General features: G+C 55.4%; 11 protein-coding genes and 2 tRNA genes. 9 read left to right on the top strand and 4 right to left on the bottom strand.

Features of this window, described 5'->3' with window-relative positions:
- Window positions 1-14: 14 nt before the first annotated feature.
- Genes Ga0123462_RS10120 through Ga0123462_RS10110 form a run of 3 tightly spaced genes read right to left on the bottom strand, consistent with a single transcriptional unit; the run spans window position 15 to window position 4,523 of the window.
- On the bottom strand, window positions 15-1,613 hold the full coding sequence (locus Ga0123462_RS10120) for a methyl-accepting chemotaxis protein (protein ID WP_100266181.1): 1,599 nt from the start codon (window positions 1,611-1,613) through the stop codon (window positions 15-17).
- A gap of 52 nt (window positions 1,614-1,665) precedes the next feature.
- Entirely contained in the window at window positions 1,666-2,085 is a 420-nt protein-coding gene (locus tag Ga0123462_RS10115; protein WP_100266180.1) for a chemotaxis protein CheW, read from the bottom strand.
- A 2-nt stretch (window positions 2,086-2,087) separates the two neighbouring features.
- Window positions 2,088-4,523: a chemotaxis protein CheA gene (locus Ga0123462_RS10110; protein ID WP_232726698.1), complete on the bottom strand. Its 2,436-nt coding sequence runs from the start codon at window positions 4,521-4,523 to the stop codon at window positions 2,088-2,090.
- Window positions 4,524-5,098: 575 nt separating this feature from the next.
- Here Ga0123462_RS10110 and Ga0123462_RS10105 point away from each other — a divergent pair.
- Window positions 5,099-5,185: transfer RNA gene (locus Ga0123462_RS10105), tRNA-Leu, on the top strand.
- A gap of 160 nt (window positions 5,186-5,345) precedes the next feature.
- On the opposite strand, the gene Ga0123462_RS10100 is transcribed toward Ga0123462_RS10105, so the two are convergent.
- Window positions 5,346-5,422: transfer RNA gene (locus Ga0123462_RS10100), tRNA-Arg, on the bottom strand.
- Window positions 5,423-5,563: 141 nt separating this feature from the next.
- Here Ga0123462_RS10100 and Ga0123462_RS10095 point away from each other — a divergent pair.
- Genes Ga0123462_RS10095 through Ga0123462_RS10060 form a run of 8 tightly spaced genes read left to right on the top strand, consistent with a single transcriptional unit; the run spans window position 5,564 to window position 17,090 of the window.
- Window positions 5,564-7,174, top strand: coding sequence for an ASKHA domain-containing protein (locus Ga0123462_RS10095; RefSeq protein WP_100266179.1), 1,611 nt, complete (start codon window positions 5,564-5,566; stop codon window positions 7,172-7,174).
- A 43-nt stretch (window positions 7,175-7,217) separates the two neighbouring features.
- Window positions 7,218-7,883, top strand: coding sequence for a cobalamin B12-binding domain-containing protein (locus Ga0123462_RS10090; protein ID WP_100266178.1), 666 nt, complete (start codon window positions 7,218-7,220; stop codon window positions 7,881-7,883).
- Window positions 7,880-8,911, top strand: a complete 1,032-nt coding sequence (locus Ga0123462_RS10085; RefSeq protein ID WP_100266177.1) for a uroporphyrinogen decarboxylase family protein — start codon at window positions 7,880-7,882, stop codon at window positions 8,909-8,911. The genes Ga0123462_RS10090 and Ga0123462_RS10085 overlap by 4 nt, the downstream gene beginning before the upstream one ends.
- Window positions 8,898-9,512: a DUF1638 domain-containing protein gene (locus Ga0123462_RS10080; protein WP_100266176.1), complete on the top strand. Its 615-nt coding sequence runs from the start codon at window positions 8,898-8,900 to the stop codon at window positions 9,510-9,512. The genes Ga0123462_RS10085 and Ga0123462_RS10080 overlap by 14 nt, the downstream gene beginning before the upstream one ends.
- Window positions 9,505-11,718, top strand: coding sequence for a GAF domain-containing protein (locus Ga0123462_RS10075; protein WP_100266175.1), 2,214 nt, complete (start codon window positions 9,505-9,507; stop codon window positions 11,716-11,718). Before Ga0123462_RS10080 ends, Ga0123462_RS10075 begins: the two co-directional genes overlap by 8 nt.
- Window positions 11,699-12,706, top strand: coding sequence for an ABC transporter substrate-binding protein (locus tag Ga0123462_RS10070; RefSeq protein ID WP_100266174.1), 1,008 nt, complete (start codon window positions 11,699-11,701; stop codon window positions 12,704-12,706). Before Ga0123462_RS10075 ends, Ga0123462_RS10070 begins: the two co-directional genes overlap by 20 nt.
- 17 nt (window positions 12,707-12,723) lie before the next feature.
- Entirely contained in the window at window positions 12,724-15,114 is a 2,391-nt protein-coding gene (locus Ga0123462_RS10065) for an ATP-binding protein (RefSeq protein WP_100266173.1), read from the top strand.
- A 2-nt stretch (window positions 15,115-15,116) separates the two neighbouring features.
- Complete coding sequence (locus Ga0123462_RS10060; RefSeq protein WP_100266172.1) at window positions 15,117-17,090, top strand: ATP-binding response regulator; 1,974 nt, start codon at window positions 15,117-15,119, stop codon at window positions 17,088-17,090.
- Window positions 17,091-17,101 lie beyond the last annotated feature (11 nt).

The following is a 17,101-nucleotide window of genomic DNA, read 5'->3' as shown; positions in this document are numbered from 1 at the left end:
GTATCGGGTGTCAGTTAAAACTTGAACTTGGCCACATGCTGCTGCAGTTCAGCTGCCATGCGGGAGAGCTCGGCAGAGGCCTGCAGGGTGTCGTTGGCACCCGTTGAGGTGCTCTGTGCAGCCTCGGCCACGCCAGCGATGTTCTGGGTGATCTCACTGCTTCCTTGCGCCACATCGGCGACATTCCTGGATATCTCGCCGGCCGTCGCACTCTGCTCCTCCACAGCACTGGCAATGGTGCTCTGGAACTCATTGATCTGCGCAATCACCTCATTGATCTTGCTGATCGCCGCCACAGCCTCTGTGGTATCCGACTGGATGATCTCGATCTTCCTGGCGATATCGTCGGAAGCCTTGCCAGTCTCCATGGCCAGATCCTTCACCTCGTTGGCCACCACCGCGAAGCCTTTGCCTGCCTCGCCGGCACGGGCCGCCTCAATGGTGGCATTGAGTGCCAGCAGTTTTGTCTGCTGCGCAATGGAGTTGATGGCGTTGATGATCTCACCGATCTCGGTGCTGCTCACATTGAGCTTGCTGACGGTGGCATTGGCTGCATCGGCAGTCTCTACGGCAGAGAGTGCAACCTTGGCCGCCTCTGAGGCATTGCCGGCAATTTCACGCGTAGTGGCGCTCAACTCCTCGATGCCGCTGGCAACGGTCTGTACGTTGTTGCTGATCGTCTCGGAGGCGCCTGCAACTACACCTGCCTGCGCCGATGTCTCCTCGGCATTGGCGCCCATCTGCTGGCTGACCGATGTCAGCTCTTCAGCGGCACCACTCAAGGTGTGGGAGTTGGATGATATGGCGCTGATGGTCTCCTGAATCTTGGCGGTGAAGGTGTTGAATGATGCCCCGAGCCGCCCGATCTCATCATTGCCTGAGACCTCAACACGCTGGGTCAGGTCGCCCTCGCCCTCGGCAATATCCTTCAGGCGGTTGCTCAGGCTGACGACCGGGTTGACCACGATATGGTTCAAGATCACATTCAGGCCGGTAAGCCCCAGCAGCAGCAGCCCAAGGCTGATACCAATGCCCATCCACATGGCCTCGTTCAGCTCACTGTCAATTTCCTGCAGTGAGTAGGAGATGCGAACCGCACCATTAACACTGCCGGAAGATACATCGTGGCAGCTAAGGCAGTTGACGCCGCGCGTATTCTCGGTCGCACGAAACGGCGTGATGACTGTCAGGACCCGGCCATTCTTACCATCCTCAATGACTGAGATCTCTTCACCCTGCAGGGCGCTGCGATCCAGGTCGTCACGTGGCTGTTCGTCAGCGCTTCCCGGCCCGTACTGCTGTTTCACCGCTTCTCCACGCAATACACGTGCTTCAATAATGTTCTTGTCGCTGTCCAGAACCTTTTTACGCAGTACATCGCGCTCATCCATGTCTGCTGCAAGCATCAGCATGTTAAGGCTGTCGAAGTAATTGTTGGAGTCTTTGGCGACGCTCTCTTCAGTCATGGCGATGACGCGATGATCTTCCTCGATCAGCGAGTAGGTTCTGTCTACCCCCATGACGATCATGAATATGATAGAAACTGCTACGTTGAGCTTGATTTTTAAGGAGAGGTTTTCACTTCCCATAAATACTTTTTCAGCCACTTTCATTCTATTTCCTCTCCCCGGTGTCAAACAAAATTGATTCCCTTGTTTTTTGACTTTATGCGGTTACTTCCACGGCCTTGTCTGCATCGAGCACAAGCAGAAGGCGGTCCGTGAGCTTGTATGCCCCCTGGATCAACTCACGGGCAATGCCCTTGAGCGTTTCGGGGGGATATTCAAAGCTGGATTCATCGACATCGAGAACATCGCCGATCTCATCAACCTGAAAGCTGACTGCGCCGTCATCATCACAGATAATGATGTTCATCGGCTCATCAGAGTCCGAGAACTTGCTCAGGCCCAGTAACAGTCGCAGGTCCACTGCGGTGACAATTTGGCCACGCAGATTGATCAGTCCACGGATCTCCTTTTTGGCAAGAGGGATTCGCGTCATCTCCTGATGGCGGATGACCTCCTGAACCTTTTCCACATCCACACCAAAGAAGTAATCCCCGAGTTTAAATGTACACAGTTGCATGGTTAGGCCTCCGCGCCTGAATGACTACTGCGGCGTTTGCTTTTGCCGCTGCTCATGGCGATCACCTCATCAATGTCCAGGAACTCGGTCACCCTGTCCTGAATGACCGCTGTAGCGGAGACGCCCCTGCGGCTGGACTCTCCTGAGATCTCCACAACCTCTTCAGTTACATCAAGCACCTGATCCACTACGAGTCCGATGGCTTTATCACCTTTTGTGCAGACAATAACCTGAACGACACCGCTGCTATCGGCGCTCTGCTGTGTGCCGCTGCTTTCCATCTCTTTTTCCCCGTCAGCGATGAGTCGCTCACTGCTGCGGCGCTCTGGCAGCAGGGAAAAGACATTGATAAGTGTCATGATCTGTCCCCTGTAGCGAACAACCTCATCGTTACCCACGCTTTCAATGTCGTTCTTCTGGATCTCCTCAAGGCGCGTCACCTCTGAAAGAGGCACTGTCATGCGGCCTCCATCCGGGTTGCGCATCAGAACCAGAGATACCTTCTCTTTCTCTTCAGTCGCCAGCTGTTCATCATGGATGCCTGCACCCTGTTGAGCCGTCTCGGAGAGCAGTTTTGCGTTCTCCGCGAGGCCAAACACATCCAGGATAATCGCCACGCGGCCATCGCCCATAATGGTTGCACCAGCCAGGCTGTTAATGCCTTTCAACTGTTTGCCAAGCGGTTTCACAACCACCTCTTGCGTGTCATTAACATCATCCACTACCAGCCCGAACTGCAGCTCACCGGCTTTTAGGACAACGATGTTGATGTTGCTGTTGGTTGCTGCATTTTCAGCAGAATCTTCCCCCCACAACTCCTTGTTGAGATAGAGCAGTGGCAGCAGCTTGCCGCGCAACCTGTAGACAGGTACGCCATGTAGCTGCTCAATGCCGGATACGGCGTCTTCCCCTTCAAGCATCAAAAGCTCCATCAGATTGATCTGAGGGATGGCGTAGCGGTCACCTGCACAGGTGACAGTGAGTGCGGGGATAATCGCCAGGGTCAGCGGAATCTTGATCCGCATGGTAGTGCCTTCGCCAAGTTTGCTGGAGATGTCGACAACGCCACCGAGGTTTTCGATATTGGTTTTAACTACATCCATGCCGACGCCGCGACCGGAAATATTGGTGACCGCTGCAGCCGTTGAAAAGCCGGCCTTGAAGATCAGGTTCAGGGCATCTTTTTCACCCATGTTCTTGGCCTGATCTTCGCTGATCAGCTTCTTCTCCAGCGCCTTGCTCTTCAGCTTTTCCGGGTCAATGCCGCCACCGTCATCGCAAATTTCAATATTTACCTGACCGCCTTCATGGTATGCACGCAGTGTTATCACACCTTCAGCGGCTTTGCCGTTTGCGGTTCGTACTTCCGGCATTTCAATGCCATGGTCGACAGAGTTGCGTATAAGGTGGGTCAGCGGATCCTTGATCGCTTCAATCAATGATTTGTCGAGATCGGTCTCCTTGCCCTCCATCTCAAGACGAATCTGTTTGCCGCACCCTTGTGAAAGGTCCCTGACCACGCGCGGGAATTTGCTCCAGACGCCGCCAATAGGCTGCATGCGGGTCTGCATCACCTGCTCCTGCAGCTCTGATGTTACCTGGCTCAAGTGCTGGGATGTCGTGGAAAAAACAGGGTTGTCGAATGATTCACCAAACTGCAGCACCTGGTTGCGGATTAATACCAACTCACCAACCAGATTCATCAACTGATCCAGCAGATTGACATCAACTCGAATCGAACTCGGTGAGGCAGTGGATGCGCGTGTCTGCGCCTCGCTTTGTTTGCTCACCGCCTTGTCAACAGCTTCTTTCTTAACCACACCCTTGTTAACAAGGATTTCACCGACGGCAGTCTTGTCGCCGTCCAGCTGTTGCTGGATGGCAGCTGCCAGATCGTCGGAACTTACGTCGCCAGACTCGACAAGTATGGCTCCAATGGGCTTAACGCGCTCTTCTTCCTCAGGCTCATCATCTTCAACGGCTGGAGCGGATTCGGCAGCCGCATCATCCTGCGCTGCTGCACTGTCGACTTCGCCTTCACCGTCAGCAATCTGCAGTGCGGCCAGATTCTCGATCAGTTCAAGATACTCTTCATCACCGTCGTTTTGGCTCTCTTCAATACAGGCAAGCATCTGGCGAATGGCATCCACCATCTGCAGGAGTGCAGTCGTGCGTGGCTGGGTAAGTGGAAGCTCACCTTCGCGCAGCTTGCTTAGCAGGTTTTCCCCAACATGCGAAACCTTCTCAAGTTTTCCAAAACCGAGGAAGCCGCAGGTTCCTTTGATTGTATGAATGGTGCGGAAGATGCTGCCCATGATATCCGCATTCGTTGGATCCTCTTCGAGGGCTACCAGATCATTATCAAGATTGTCCAGGTTCTCATTGCTCTCAACAATAAACTCCTGGATTACCTCATACATTTCATCCATTTCGTCCATTTCACTCACAATCGCACTACCTCTCTGATCGTTGGCCTGTCGCTCTTCATTTCTGCAATAGGATTGAGTGGAGCAATTTTCATTCCAACCCTGAGATGGGGAGATTTCGCTATTTCGGAAAAACCGTCACAGATTTGGCATCCAGCTTTTGGCAATAGAGCCAATATTTTGATGGACCATCCCCCTCAGGCCGCTAGGCACATTAAGACTATATCGGAGTAATCTGTTGATACTTTAGGGTTAGAAAAGCCATAGTGAGAAACCGGGTATAAGAATCACTCCTGAAGCGTCGATGATTAATAAGATATGGTTGGTATGCAGCATGGTGGAGCTCATTTCAGGAGCGGCCCGCTGCGGAGGGGCCAACAGCCTTTCCGGCAGGGTTGTGGTATGCGCGTCAGGAAACTGCCATACATTTTGACGCTACGGCCTGATTGGATTGATCGCGAGGGATAACAACAGGGGGTTGCTGCATGTGATAGCCGAAGCACGCTGGAGAATAAGGATCTCTGGCCTTTGCCTTCTTGCGCATTCTCTCTGCTTTGGCATGATTCCCGACCGCTTTCCAATGCAATGCCGGGATGGTGGAATTGGTAGACACAAGGGACTTAAAATCCCTCGGCAGAAATGCTGTACGGGTTCGACTCCCGTTCCCGGTACCATCATTTGTGATTGTTTTACCTTTCATAAGCGCATCTTCTTTCTGCATATTCCTTCATTAGAGCTTTCTGGTTCAGCCACCATTCCTGGCTGTTCATTGGTCCAAAAGTGCCACTATGGATACATCAGCAGGCTTCATGAGAGGTTGTGTGAAATAGAAGATGGCGCACCCTAGAGGATTCGAACCTCTGGCCTCTGCCTTCGGAGGGCAGCGCTCTATCCAGCTGAGCTAAGGGTGCATCAAAGAATTGCCGGCGCACGATACTGGCTTCCTGCTTAAAAATCCAACGGCTTCACGATCTCTCCGAGAGAAGTCGACAGATGAAGCTGCATATGTTTACAATCTTCCATGAATTACTCTCCGCTGAGCGAACCCTGCCATGCCTGAACTGAAGGTGAGAATCGACCATCACGATCTTCACCTACATGTTGTTGATGAAGAGGAGGGCGACTCTCTTAAGGATATTCTCGATCATCACGGTATCGTCCTGCCCAGTGATTGCGGCGGTGTCGGTAAATGCGGCCTCTGTCTTGTCCATATCGATGAAGGAGAGTGTACGCAGCTCACCCTCTCCGAACAGGGTACACTCAGCGCCGATGAGATTGGCCAGGGCTGCAGGCTGGCTTGCCAGGCCAGACCACTTGGCGATGTCACATTGGCGATTCACCAGACGAGTCACCCGGCTATCTGGTCCGACCTCGAAACCGGCAAGTCAGGCGCGACGGCTTCCGAATCAGACAGGCTTGGTGTGGCCATCGATCTTGGCACCACGCAGATCAGGGCCACGCTGTGGAATCTCGACAGCGGTGAACGCATGGATGGCATTACATCACTCAACCCGCAGGCTGTGTTTGGTGCCGATGTGTTGAACCGCCTTTCCGCTGCCAAAGCGTCGAATGCGGATGCAGCCAGGCTTTCCCGGCTTGCCGAAAGTGCTATCGCTGAAGCCATTCAGATACTTACGGCGCGTCATGATGTGGCCAGCGCTCTGGTAGTCAGGGTTACGGTTGTTGCCAACACAGCCATGCTGGCGCTGCTTGCAGGCAGGAATTACGAGCACCTGCTTGAGATCGAGCAGTGGCAGAAGCCGGTGGATTGTCAACCCGCCACGCTTGATCCCTGGCGAAAGGCGTGGGGAGTTGCCAGCGATGCAGATATCGTACTGGTTCAGCCGCTGGCAGGATTTGTCGGCTCTGATCTGCTGGCCGCTGTGCTTGCATTCGGACTGATCGAATCCGGAGATGCGGCTCTGCTGATCGATTTTGGCACCAACTCCGAGGTTGCCCTCTGGGATGGCAGGCGGTTGTGGGTGACATCGGTGCCGGGAGGGCCGGCCTTTGAGGGCAGTGGCCTGAGCTGCGGCATGCCGATCATGGCGGGGGCGATACAAAGGATAAGCGCTGCCGGATCAGATGCTCCCTTTGAACTCGATGTGATTGGTGGCGGGACTGCCAGAGGAGTGTGTGGTTCGGGTCTGGTGGATGCCATCGCCCATCTGCTGCGTCGCAAGGTGCTCAATCGGGTAGGGCGTCTTGCCGAGCCCTTTGTGAAGGGGGGATTCCCGCTGGATGAAGCGGGAAACATCCGTATCAACAACCGGGATGTCGACCTGTTCCAGCGGGCCAAGGGTGCAACGGCTGCGGCCACCCTCTACCTGCTTGAGCAGGCAGGCCTGAAACAGGAGGCGTTGAAAAGGGTCTGCATCACAGGCGCATTCGGCAGCAATCTTGATTGCCGGCACGCCTCTGAGATCGGCCTGATACCGGATATATCTCCCGATACGATTGAGCTCCACTACGACAGTGCGCTCTCCGGCTGTGAAGCGCTGCTGCTCTCTCACGAGCAGGGTCGCAGGCTTGAATTGCTGCGTGAGCAGGCGAGGCTGATCAACATGTCGATGGCGCCGGAGTTCGATATGCTTTTCGTCGACAGTCTGTTTCTCAGGCCGCTTCCGAAAAGCGGCATTCAGGCCGGTTCTGTGCTAGAATAACAGAGTCAGAAGAAGCAGATTCGAACCTGCAGTGGGGGTCGTTATGCAGAGAGAGATTATCGGCAAGTATAACGAGGCGGTGTTTGATACCGACCGCGACAGAGCCCTTGAGGTGATCAATACGGCCATTGATCACGGCATCACCCCTGAAGAGATTGTATTCGACGTCATTATCCCGGCCATGGAGTCGATGATGGAGTCGATCAGCAAGGATTTCGATGCCAACCTCGCCCAGCACTTCATGGCCGCCCAGATCGCATCGGAAGTGACCGAGGCGATGATTGCCCGCTTTAAAACACCACCCGAATCGTTGGGAACCATTGTCATCGGCACCTCGGTCGGTGACATGCATACACTCGGCAAACGTATCGTCTCCGGCTGCCTGCGCTCGATGATGGTCAATGTTGTTGATCTGGGCGTCAATGTGAAACCGGAACTCTTTGTCGACAAGGCGGTTGAGGTTGGCTCTCCAGTCATCGCTATCTCCTCCATGATGATGCACACCGCCACCAGCGAAAATGGCTGCAAGCGGGTGCGCGAGCTGCTCAGGGAGCGCGGCCTTGAGGATAAGATCAAGATTGTTGTCGGAGGTGCCCCCTACCGCTGGGATAATGAACTCTATAAAACCGTCGGCGCCGATGCCTGGGCCGAAAACGGCATCACGGCTGGCGAGGTGATCAAGAAAATCGTTATGGAGGCCAGGTCATGATTACAGGTATGGACAGGCTGGTCGCAGCCATCAACGGTGAAAAATCGGATCGCATTCCGGTCTTCTGCAACCTGCTCGACCAGGGTGCCGCCGAACTCGGCATCGACTCACTCGAGGAGTACTACGCCAACGGCGAGCATGTGGCCGAAGCGCAGCTGAGAATGCGCGAGAAGTATGGCCATGACAATGTCTGGAGCCTCTTCTATGTCGGCAAGGAGGCCGAACTGCTCGGTTGCGAGAAGATCATCTTCTCGAAGAGCGGGCCGCCCAATGTCGAGGACTTTGTCATCAAGAGCTATGACGATATCGTCAATCTCGAAATACCGGACGATATCTCCACCCATCCAGGCTTTGAGGAGAATCTCAAGTGCCTGAAGATTCTCAAGCGTGAGGTGGGCGGCAAATATCCGATCTGCGCCTATATCACAGCGGGCATGACGCTGCCGGCAATCCTGATGGGGATGGACAAGTGGCTGGAGCTGCTGCTGATGGGGCCCGCCGATATCCGCGACCTGCTGCTGGAGAAGTGTTCGGATTTCTTCCGCAAGGAGATCAAGGCATTCAGGGATAACGGAGCTGATGTCTGCGTCTACTCCAATCCCTTCGGCTCGACCGATTTCGTGTCGCTCAAGCAGTTTGAAGCGCTCTCGATGCCGTGGATGAAACGGGACATCGAACCGGGCGGCGTCGGCGGGCTGGTCTACTACTGCGGCAGCTCCCGTTTTAACAAGGTGATCGACCGCGTCATCGAGGAGCTGGGCATCGGCGTATTCTACCTGAGCCCGAAGGATGATATTGCCGAGGCGAAGAAGATCATCAACGGCCGCGGCCTCACCTGCGGCGTCATCAACGATATCAAGCTGGTTAGCTGGAGCAGGGAGGAGATCAGGGCCGAGGTGAAGCGGATGTGTGATGCCGGCATGCCGGGCGGAAAATTCCTCTTCGGCACGCTGGTGATGCCATACGATATTCCGGAGCAGAATATCAGGACGATGCTGGAAGCAGCCTATGAATATGGCAGCTACTGAAGGTTCGGCAGCGCATGAGAATCTGCTGCTGATCGGCTGCGGCATCCTGCAGAAGGAGATCCGCTACCTGATCGAAAAAAACAGCTGGCCGCTGGACACCTCTTTCATGCGCTCCGCCCTGCACAACAACATCGGCAAGCTGGAGAAGGGGTTAAGAGGGTCGCTGAGCAAGCGCTCGGATCGTGAAACCATCGTTTTTTACGGCTGCTGCCACCCCGATATGGATCATATTGTCGCGGCGGGAAACGCTGTTCGCACGCCGGGTCAGAACTGTGTCGATATCCTGCTCGGGCGTGAACAGTTCGACCGCGAGCTTGAGCAGGGGGCATTTTTCCTGCTCGAGGAGTGGGCGCATCGCTGGCAGCCGATTACCGAAGAGGTGTTCGGAGATCACCCGAGCGTGATTCGCGGTGTGTTTCAGGAGGCGCACAAGTATATTCTGGCCATACGCACGCCATGTTCCGAAGACTTCAGCGATGAGGCGGAAGCTGTAAGTCGCATTGTCGGCCTGCCGCTGGTCTGGATGGATACGGGGCTGGAGCATCTTGAAGCGGTGCTGCAGGAGACCATGCAGCGGAAACTGAAGGGGCGCCATGAGTGATCAGAAGAAGAGGCAGCTGAGCGAGCAGGAGATCGAACAGCTGCAGGAGCGGGCGAAGAAGCTGGCTTTGGAGAAGTCCTATTTCCAGCTGGTGATGCAGATGATCACCCGCATCAGCGAAACACCTGGCCTTGCCAATGTGATCAACAGCCTGCTCATCAACACCATGCAGATTCTCGGCGGCAGCAACCTGCAGCTCTACTATAAAATCGACGAGCAGCTCCACTACGCCGATGCGATGGGGAATCAGCATGAACTGGATGGTTTCCCCGACGAGGTCATCCCCCGTGTTTTTGCAACCGGCTGGGAGGAGGAGATCGAGGGGGACTTTCAGGATACTCACCTGACCACAAGTGAATTCACCAAGGCCTATACCTGGATCTATCCGCTTAAGGTCGGCAATGAGGTGATTGCCGTTTTCCGCATGGAGAACCTGCATCTCGATATGCGGCTGCTTTACGAACAGCTGCCGGCGTTTTTCAACTTTGCAGCACTGGTGCTGAAAAACGAGATTCTCGGCCAGTCCCGGTTGCAGGCGATGAACAGGGAGTTACAGGATGAGGTCGCTGTACGTAAGCAGCGGGAGATAGAGCTGCGTGAGGCGAAGTCGGGGCTTGAGAAGACCGTGTCCGAGCGCACTGCCGAGCTGAAGGCCACGAACGAGCAGCTTTCCAGGGAGCTTGAAGAGCGCAAGGCGTACATGGAGAAGCTGGCAAAGAGCGAAAAAGAGTACTACGCGCTGATTCATGAGCTGCAGGTGGCGGTGGTGGTGCACAATTTTGACACCTCCATCCGCATATACAACGAACTTGCCTGCGAACTTCTTGGTTTGAGCCCTGATCAGATGGAGGGAAAAACGGCCTTCGATCCGGCATGGAACTTCATGGATGAGCATGGCGATCCGCTCGATGTCGCGCAGTATCCGGTCAACCGTGCCATTGCTGAAAAGCGGGCGGTGCGCGATCTCATTCTCGGCATCAACCGCCCGGTCAGCAGCGACCAGGTCTGGGTGCTTGTGCACGCCAATCCGATTAAAGGAAATGATGATGAGATACTGGAGGTGGTGGTCACCTTTATCGATGTTACCGCCCGGCGTCAGGTAGAAAAAATCGAACGTGCCCGCCTGCGCATCTTTGAACTGTCGCAAACCCGAAGCATGGATGAACTGATGGAGCAGTCGCTCAACGAGGCTGAGGAGCTGACGGGAAGCCAGATCGCTTTTTTCCACTTTGTCGAGGAGGATCAGGAGACGCTCTGGCTTCAGAACTGGTCGACACGCACCAAGGCGGAGTTCTGCAGGGCGGAGGGCAAGGGTGAACACTATGCTGTTTCAGCGGCGGGTGTATGGGCCGATGCGCTGCGCAACAGGGCGCCGCTGATCCATAACGACTACGCCGCGCTGCCGTACAAAAAGGGGATGCCTGAAGGGCATGCCGAGGTGAAGCGTGAGCTGGTGGTGCCGGTGATGCGTGGCGAAAAAGTGGTGGCCATTCTTGGCATCGGCAACAAACAGAGCGACTACAGCGATGCGGATGTGAATGCGGCCTCCTTCCTCGCCGATCTGGTCTGGGATATCGTCGAAAAGAGCCGTGCCGAAGAGCAGGTGGAGGAGATGAGTACCCGCTTCAAGGCGATGACGGACTCATCGCCACTGGCCATCTACATGTCGAGCGGCGGTATCGAGCAGCGAGGCGAATATATCAACCCGACATTTACCGAACTGTTCGGCTACACCATCGAGGATGTGCCGAGCGTGGGCGAGTGGTGGCCGCTCGCCTATCCTGATGAGGCCTACCGCAAGCAGGTGGCGGAAGATTGGGAGAAGCGGGTTCAGACTGCGATTGAGAACAGTGCCGATATCGAGCCGATGGAGACCACGGTCGCCTGCAAGGATGGATCAACGAAGCGGATTGTCTGGGGATTCTTCTCTTCAGGCCAGGTGGATTGCTCATTCGGGCTTGATGTGACCGCCAGCCGCGAGGCCGAAGAGGAGATCAGGCGTTTCAATGCCGAGCTGGAGCAGCTGGTCGAGGAGCGCACCGCGAAGCTGAACGAAACCAACAAGCGGCTTGAGGGCTTTAACGAAATCATGGCTGAACGTGAAATGCGGGTTGTCGAGATCAAACAGGAGGTGAACCTGCTGAGCCGGGAACTTGGCCGCGATCCCCCCTACAAGGAGGTATGGAATGCGCTACAGGAGACGTGATATCCTATCCACAAACCGTAACTGGCTGCCAACAGTGCTGATGGCACTGGCGCTGCTTACGGCCTGTTCCGCGGAGAAGGAGCCGATGATCATCGACAAGGTTCGGATTGGGCTGGCGCTGCAGCCCTCAAGCGCCCTGGTGCTGGTTGCAGCCGAGAAAGGCTACTTCAGCCAGAGCGGACTGGATGCCGAGGTATTGGAGTACCCCAGCGGCAAGCGGGCATTGATCGAGGGGCTGCTGCCCGGCAATGTCGATATTGCCGTTTCAACCGAGGTTCCGATTGCTGAAGCTGCGCTGCAAGGCACGAAAATGAAGCTGGTCGCCTCCACATTCACAGCCAGTAACGTTAACCGTGTGATCGCCCGCAAGGATGCGGGTATCGAGAAGCCGGAGGATATTGCAGGCAAACGGGTGGCGACCCAGAAACATTCAGCGGTGCACTATTTCCTGCACCTCTTCCTGCTTGAGCATGGCCTTGCCGAATCCGATATCAGGCTCTCATTCACCAAGGCCGAGGAGCTGCCGGCGTCACTGGAGTGGGGAACCATCGATGCCTTCTCAATGCGTGAGCCCTATATCAGCGAGGCAGCCGTGCGGCTGCCGAACAATCATGTGATTTTTGCTGCGCCCGGAGCCTATAAACAGTTCGATATTGTTGTTGTGTCGCCCGAGCTTCAAAAGCAGCGGTCGAGGGTGATCGAGAAGTTCCTGCGCGCCCTGCAGATGGCCGAAGAGTATATTGAACAGCATCCGAAAGAGGCACAGATCATTGTGGCTTATAAGTTCGGTGTGGTGCCAGAAACCGTTGCGGCGGGGTGGGGCGATTACCAGTTCCAGCTCGGCATGGGGCAGCCGCTTCTTCTCCTTCTCGAGGATATCGCCCGCTGGATGAGGAGTGACGAGCAGGCCATCCCCAATTTCCTTGAGATGATGGCCTTCGAGGGGCTGGAGAAGACCAAGCCTCAGGGCATCACCGTGTTCAGATAGCGCCGAAAGGATAACCCGTGGGCATCAGACTCCAACTTCAGCTTTTGATCGTGCTGTTTATCACGACAGGCATTGGCCTGCTCGGGCTGCAGGAGTGGGTGCATCTGACCACGGAGAGGGCGGTGGAAACCGAACATGTCGTGGATGAGATCGAACGCACCGCCTTCCAGATCACCACGCTGACAGCAGAAATAGCCTCGAAACCAGCTGAAGTGCGTCCGCAGCAGCAGTGGCGGGCGAAGTTTGAGCAACTCGAAGAGCTGCTCAGGGACCCACGCATTCAGTCAAAAAGGGCTGGGGCAGCAATTGCTCAACTGCGCAGGGTGATGGGTGAGATGCAGGCGCAGATAAGTCGCATGATTGAGGCGGCAGGCAGTGGGCCGGAGGCGGCCTATTTCCAGGAGCGTCTGAGCAGGGAGCTGCAGGCAACCCTGCTGGTGGCGCAGAGCATTGTCTCCAATGCATCCACTGTACGCAATATTCTCACTGAAGGTTACCTCAAGGAGCTGCATGAGATCCGCGCCATCACCCTCTATGTGACGCTGGCGGCGGTGGCCATCCTGATTCTGGCCGGCAGCGTGATGATGATACGTATGATCGGCGGATTGTCCCTGCTGCAGGAGGGGATTGAGGTGTTCTCACAAGGAAAGCTGAGCAGCCGAATAACGATGAGATCGAAGGATGAGCTTGGCAGTATCGCCAAAAGCCTCAACAGTATGGCGGCCAAATTGAGCGAATCGATGGCATCGCGTGATCGTCTGGAGGGGATGGTCAAGGAGCGCACCGATGCGCTGCAGAAATCCCGGCTGGCAGCGATCAGTGTGATGGAGGATATCAATATTCAGCGCCATCAGACCGAGGAGGCGAAAGAGGCGCTGGAGAAGGCGAATGCCGAGCTTGAGGGCGAGATCAAGATCCGAAAAGCGAAAGAGAGCGAGCTGCGAAGGAGCGAGGCGATGCTCAGGCAGGCCAAGGCGGGCGCAGAGGAGGCGAGCCGTTCAAAAAGTATCTTTCTGGCCAACATGAGCCATGAGCTGAGAACGCCGCTCAATGCCATCCTTGGATTCTCGCAGCTGATGCAGATGGATCCGAATATCTCCGAAGAGAGCAGGATAAACCTGCAGACGATCAACCGTTCGGGCTCCCATCTGCTGACCCTGATCAATGATGTGCTCGATATGTCCAAGATCGAGGCGGGCAAAGTGGAGCTGCAGAACGACAGCTTCAATTTCGATGAGCTGGTGCATGAGGCGATCGATATGATGCTGGTGCGCGCCAGCAGCAAAGGCGTGGAGCTGCAGCTCGACAGTGAATCGGTTTATCCGAAGTTTATCCATGGTGATGCGGCGAAGATCCGCCAGATCCTGATCAACCTGCTCAGCAATGCGATCAAGTTTACCGAAGAGGGACGCATCGTGGTCAAGTTCAGCTCGGAAGCTCCGGATGCGAAGGGGTATTTCAGGCTCAACGGATCGGTGAGTGATACAGGTATCGGGATTAAAGCGGAAGATATCGATAAGGTGTTTGCGCCGTTCGAACAGATTGTCGGCAAGGGCGAAGAGAAGATTGACCAGAAAGGAACAGGGCTTGGTCTTGCTCTCTGCAAGCAGTTCATCGAGATGATGGATGGCCATGTCGAGGTGCAGAGTGAGTTCGGGCTGGGCTCCACCTTCAGCTTCACCATCACCGTGAAGGAGGCCTCCGCTGCTGAGATTCCTGAGCAGGTTCATGAGGCGAGAGGCGTGCCGGTCGGCCTGGCAGAAGGAGTGAAGGCGGTGAAGGTGCTTATCGCCGAGGATGACACGGCCAGCGGCATCATCCTCGAAAATGTCCTGCGCAAGGCGGGATTGCAGACACTGGCGGTTCAAAATGGCGAGCAGGCAGTTGCGCAGTTCAGGGCCTGGAAGCCGGACCTGATCTGTATGGATCGCCGCATGCCGGTTATGGATGGACTGGAGGCAGTGCGCCATATCCGCCAGGAGCCGGGTGGCAAGGATGTTGTCATTATAGCAGTGACTGCTGTGGCCTTCAGTGAAGAGCGGCAGCAGATGCTTGATGCCGGGTGTGACGATCTGGTGAAAAAGCCCTACACCTTTGAAGAGATATTCCAGGTTATAGAACGGAATCTGAAGATCGAGTTTGTATATCCCGAGCCGGGTGAAGGTGAAAGCCAGGGCGAAACCGGTGTTAAGGCGCTCGACAAGAGCAAGGTTTCCGATGCGCTGAAAGCGCTTCCGGCGCAGCTGCTTGATCAGGTTCACAGGAGTGCACTGGAGCTGGATATGGATGGCATGGAAGAGGCCCTTGCTGAACTGGACAAGGTCAATCCGGAACTGGCCGAAAGCCTGCGTGCCATGCACCGGCAGCTCGATTATTCTGCTATACTTAAACTGGTGCAGGAAGATTAACGATGGTAGAGAACGAAACGATATCGAATGGCATGTCCGAGATTCTCGTCGTAGACGATACCCCGGCCAGCCTGAAGCTGATTACCGAGACGCTGCGTGGTGAGGGGTATCAGGTACGCCCCGCCAACAGTGGTGAATTGGCACTTGGTTCTGCAACCGCCAAGCCGCCACAACTGATTCTGCTCGATATCCGCATGCCCGGCATGGACGGATTCGAGGTGATCCAGAAGCTGAAAGCCAGTGAGGTCACCCGCGATGTGCCGGTGATTTTCCTGAGCGCATCTGTTGAGCTTGAGAGCCACCTCAAGGGCTTCGATCTGGGCGCGGTCGATTTTGTTACCAAGCCGTTCCAGCGTCAGGAGCTGCTGGCGCGGGTACGCACCCATCTCGAACTGTTTCAGCTGCGCAGCCAGATGGAGCGATTGATCGAAGATCGCACGGCTGCCCTTGAGGAGAGCCAGCTGAGATTCCGGCGACTGGTTGAGAACCTTCGCAACGAATATTTTCTCTACGAACATGATACTGAAGGGTTGTTTACCTACGTCAGCCCCTCCATCACCAACCTGCTGGGTTATTCGCAGGATGAGTTCAAGACCCACTATGCAGAACACCTTACTGACAATCCGATCAATCAAAAGGTGGAAGAAAAGACCCGGCTGGCCATTGCCGGCAAACAGCAGCCCTCCTATGAGCTGGAGATATTTGCCAAGGATGGCTCCCGCCACTGGCTTGAGATCAACGAATCGCCCGTAACCGATGAGGCCGGAAAGGTGGTTTCCATTGAGGGAATCGCCCACGACATCACCGACAAGAAGGGGCTGCAGCAGCAGTTCCTGCAGGCACAGAAGATGGAGGCGCTCGGTACACTGGTCGGTGGCATGGCACACGATTTCAATAACCTTCTGGCGGGCATCATGGGATCGCTCTATATCGCGCGGCGGAGAATCGAAAAGGAGCCGGAGCAGGCGAGGGAGAAGATCGCGACCGCCGAAACGCTTGGCAGCAGGGCAGCAGATATGATCAAACATCTGCTTACATTCGCGCGCCATGGTGTTGTGGAAAAGTCGCCCGTACCGATCAAGTCGATGTTCAAGGAGGCGTGCAAGCTCATTGAGCCCGGCGTGCCGGAAAGTATCAGCTTCAAATCCAGCCACGATGAATCGGACATGGTGGTGATGGGGAGCCCTGCCCAGCTGCAGCAGGTGCTGATGAATCTGGTGAATAATGCCCGGGATGCCGTAAGCGATTGTGAGCATCCCGAGATCACCATGAGCCTGAAGCCCTATGCGGCCGATCAGGCATTCAGTTTATGGCACCCTGAGATAAAAGCGCGGGAGTTTGCGCTGATCGAGGTGAAGGATAACGGCTGCGGCATTGCCGGGCAGGATATCGATAAGATGTTCGAGCCATTCTATACCACCAAGGAGGCGGGCAAGGGTACCGGCCTCGGTCTGGCCATGGTTTACGGAACGGTCAAGGATCACGGCGGTGTGATCAATGTGGAGAGCAGGATTGGAGAGGGCTCCACCTTCCAGATATTTCTGCCTCAGGAGAAGGCGGCGATTGAGAACCTGGAAGGCGATGGTGAAGAGGTCAGCTCAAGTGGAGACAGGACGATCCTGCTGGCCGATGATGATGATGTGCTGCTGCTCGCATACGCCGACATTCTTGATGCTCTGGGCTACAGGGTGATAACAGCTCGCAATGGCAGTGAGGCGCTGAGCATCTACAAGGAGAAGGGGGATACGATAGACCTTGTTATCCTCGATGTGGTGATGCCGGTGATGGGAGGTGTGGATGCGGCCAATGCGATCCGTCAGATCAATCCCGGGCAGAAGGTGCTTTTCTCTACCGGTTACGACCTGAATCAGGAGATGGTGGCACATCTGTCCGAGAAGAATGAGAAGATTATCAGCAAGCCGTGGGCAATTGCCGTTGCCAGTAAAACCATCCATGAGCTGCTTGCTGCAGATTAACTCCGGGCTTC

Origin of the sequence: Mariprofundus ferrinatatus, from assembly GCF_002795825.1 — a bacterium.
Lineage (GTDB): Bacteria > Pseudomonadota > Zetaproteobacteria > Mariprofundales > Mariprofundaceae > Mariprofundus > Mariprofundus ferrinatatus.
The sequence above is the reverse complement of the archived record's forward strand: the minus strand, read 5'-3'. Positions and strand labels throughout refer to the sequence as shown.

What these genes read in the sequence shown, in the direction of transcription:
- Ga0123462_RS10075 (WP_100266175.1), top strand. Translation starts at nt 9,505, where the DNA reads ATGAGTGATCAGAAGAAGAGGCAGCTGAGCGAGCAGGAGATCGAACAG.
- Ga0123462_RS10110 (WP_232726698.1), bottom strand. Translation starts at nt 4,523, where the DNA reads ATGGACGAAATGGATGAAATGTATGAGGTAATCCAGGAGTTTATTGTT.
- Ga0123462_RS10095 (WP_100266179.1), top strand. Translation starts at nt 5,564, where the DNA reads ATGCCTGAACTGAAGGTGAGAATCGACCATCACGATCTTCACCTACAT.
- Ga0123462_RS10090 (WP_100266178.1), top strand. Translation starts at nt 7,218, where the DNA reads ATGCAGAGAGAGATTATCGGCAAGTATAACGAGGCGGTGTTTGATACC.
- Ga0123462_RS10085 (WP_100266177.1), top strand. Translation starts at nt 7,880, where the DNA reads ATGATTACAGGTATGGACAGGCTGGTCGCAGCCATCAACGGTGAAAAA.
- Ga0123462_RS10060 (WP_100266172.1), top strand. Translation starts at nt 15,117, where the DNA reads ATGGTAGAGAACGAAACGATATCGAATGGCATGTCCGAGATTCTCGTC.
- Ga0123462_RS10115 (WP_100266180.1), bottom strand. Translation starts at nt 2,085, where the DNA reads ATGCAACTGTGTACATTTAAACTCGGGGATTACTTCTTTGGTGTGGAT.
- Ga0123462_RS10070 (WP_100266174.1), top strand. Translation starts at nt 11,699, where the DNA reads ATGCGCTACAGGAGACGTGATATCCTATCCACAAACCGTAACTGGCTG.
- Ga0123462_RS10120 (WP_100266181.1), bottom strand. Translation starts at nt 1,613, where the DNA reads ATGAAAGTGGCTGAAAAAGTATTTATGGGAAGTGAAAACCTCTCCTTA.
- Ga0123462_RS10080 (WP_100266176.1), top strand. Translation starts at nt 8,898, where the DNA reads ATGGCAGCTACTGAAGGTTCGGCAGCGCATGAGAATCTGCTGCTGATC.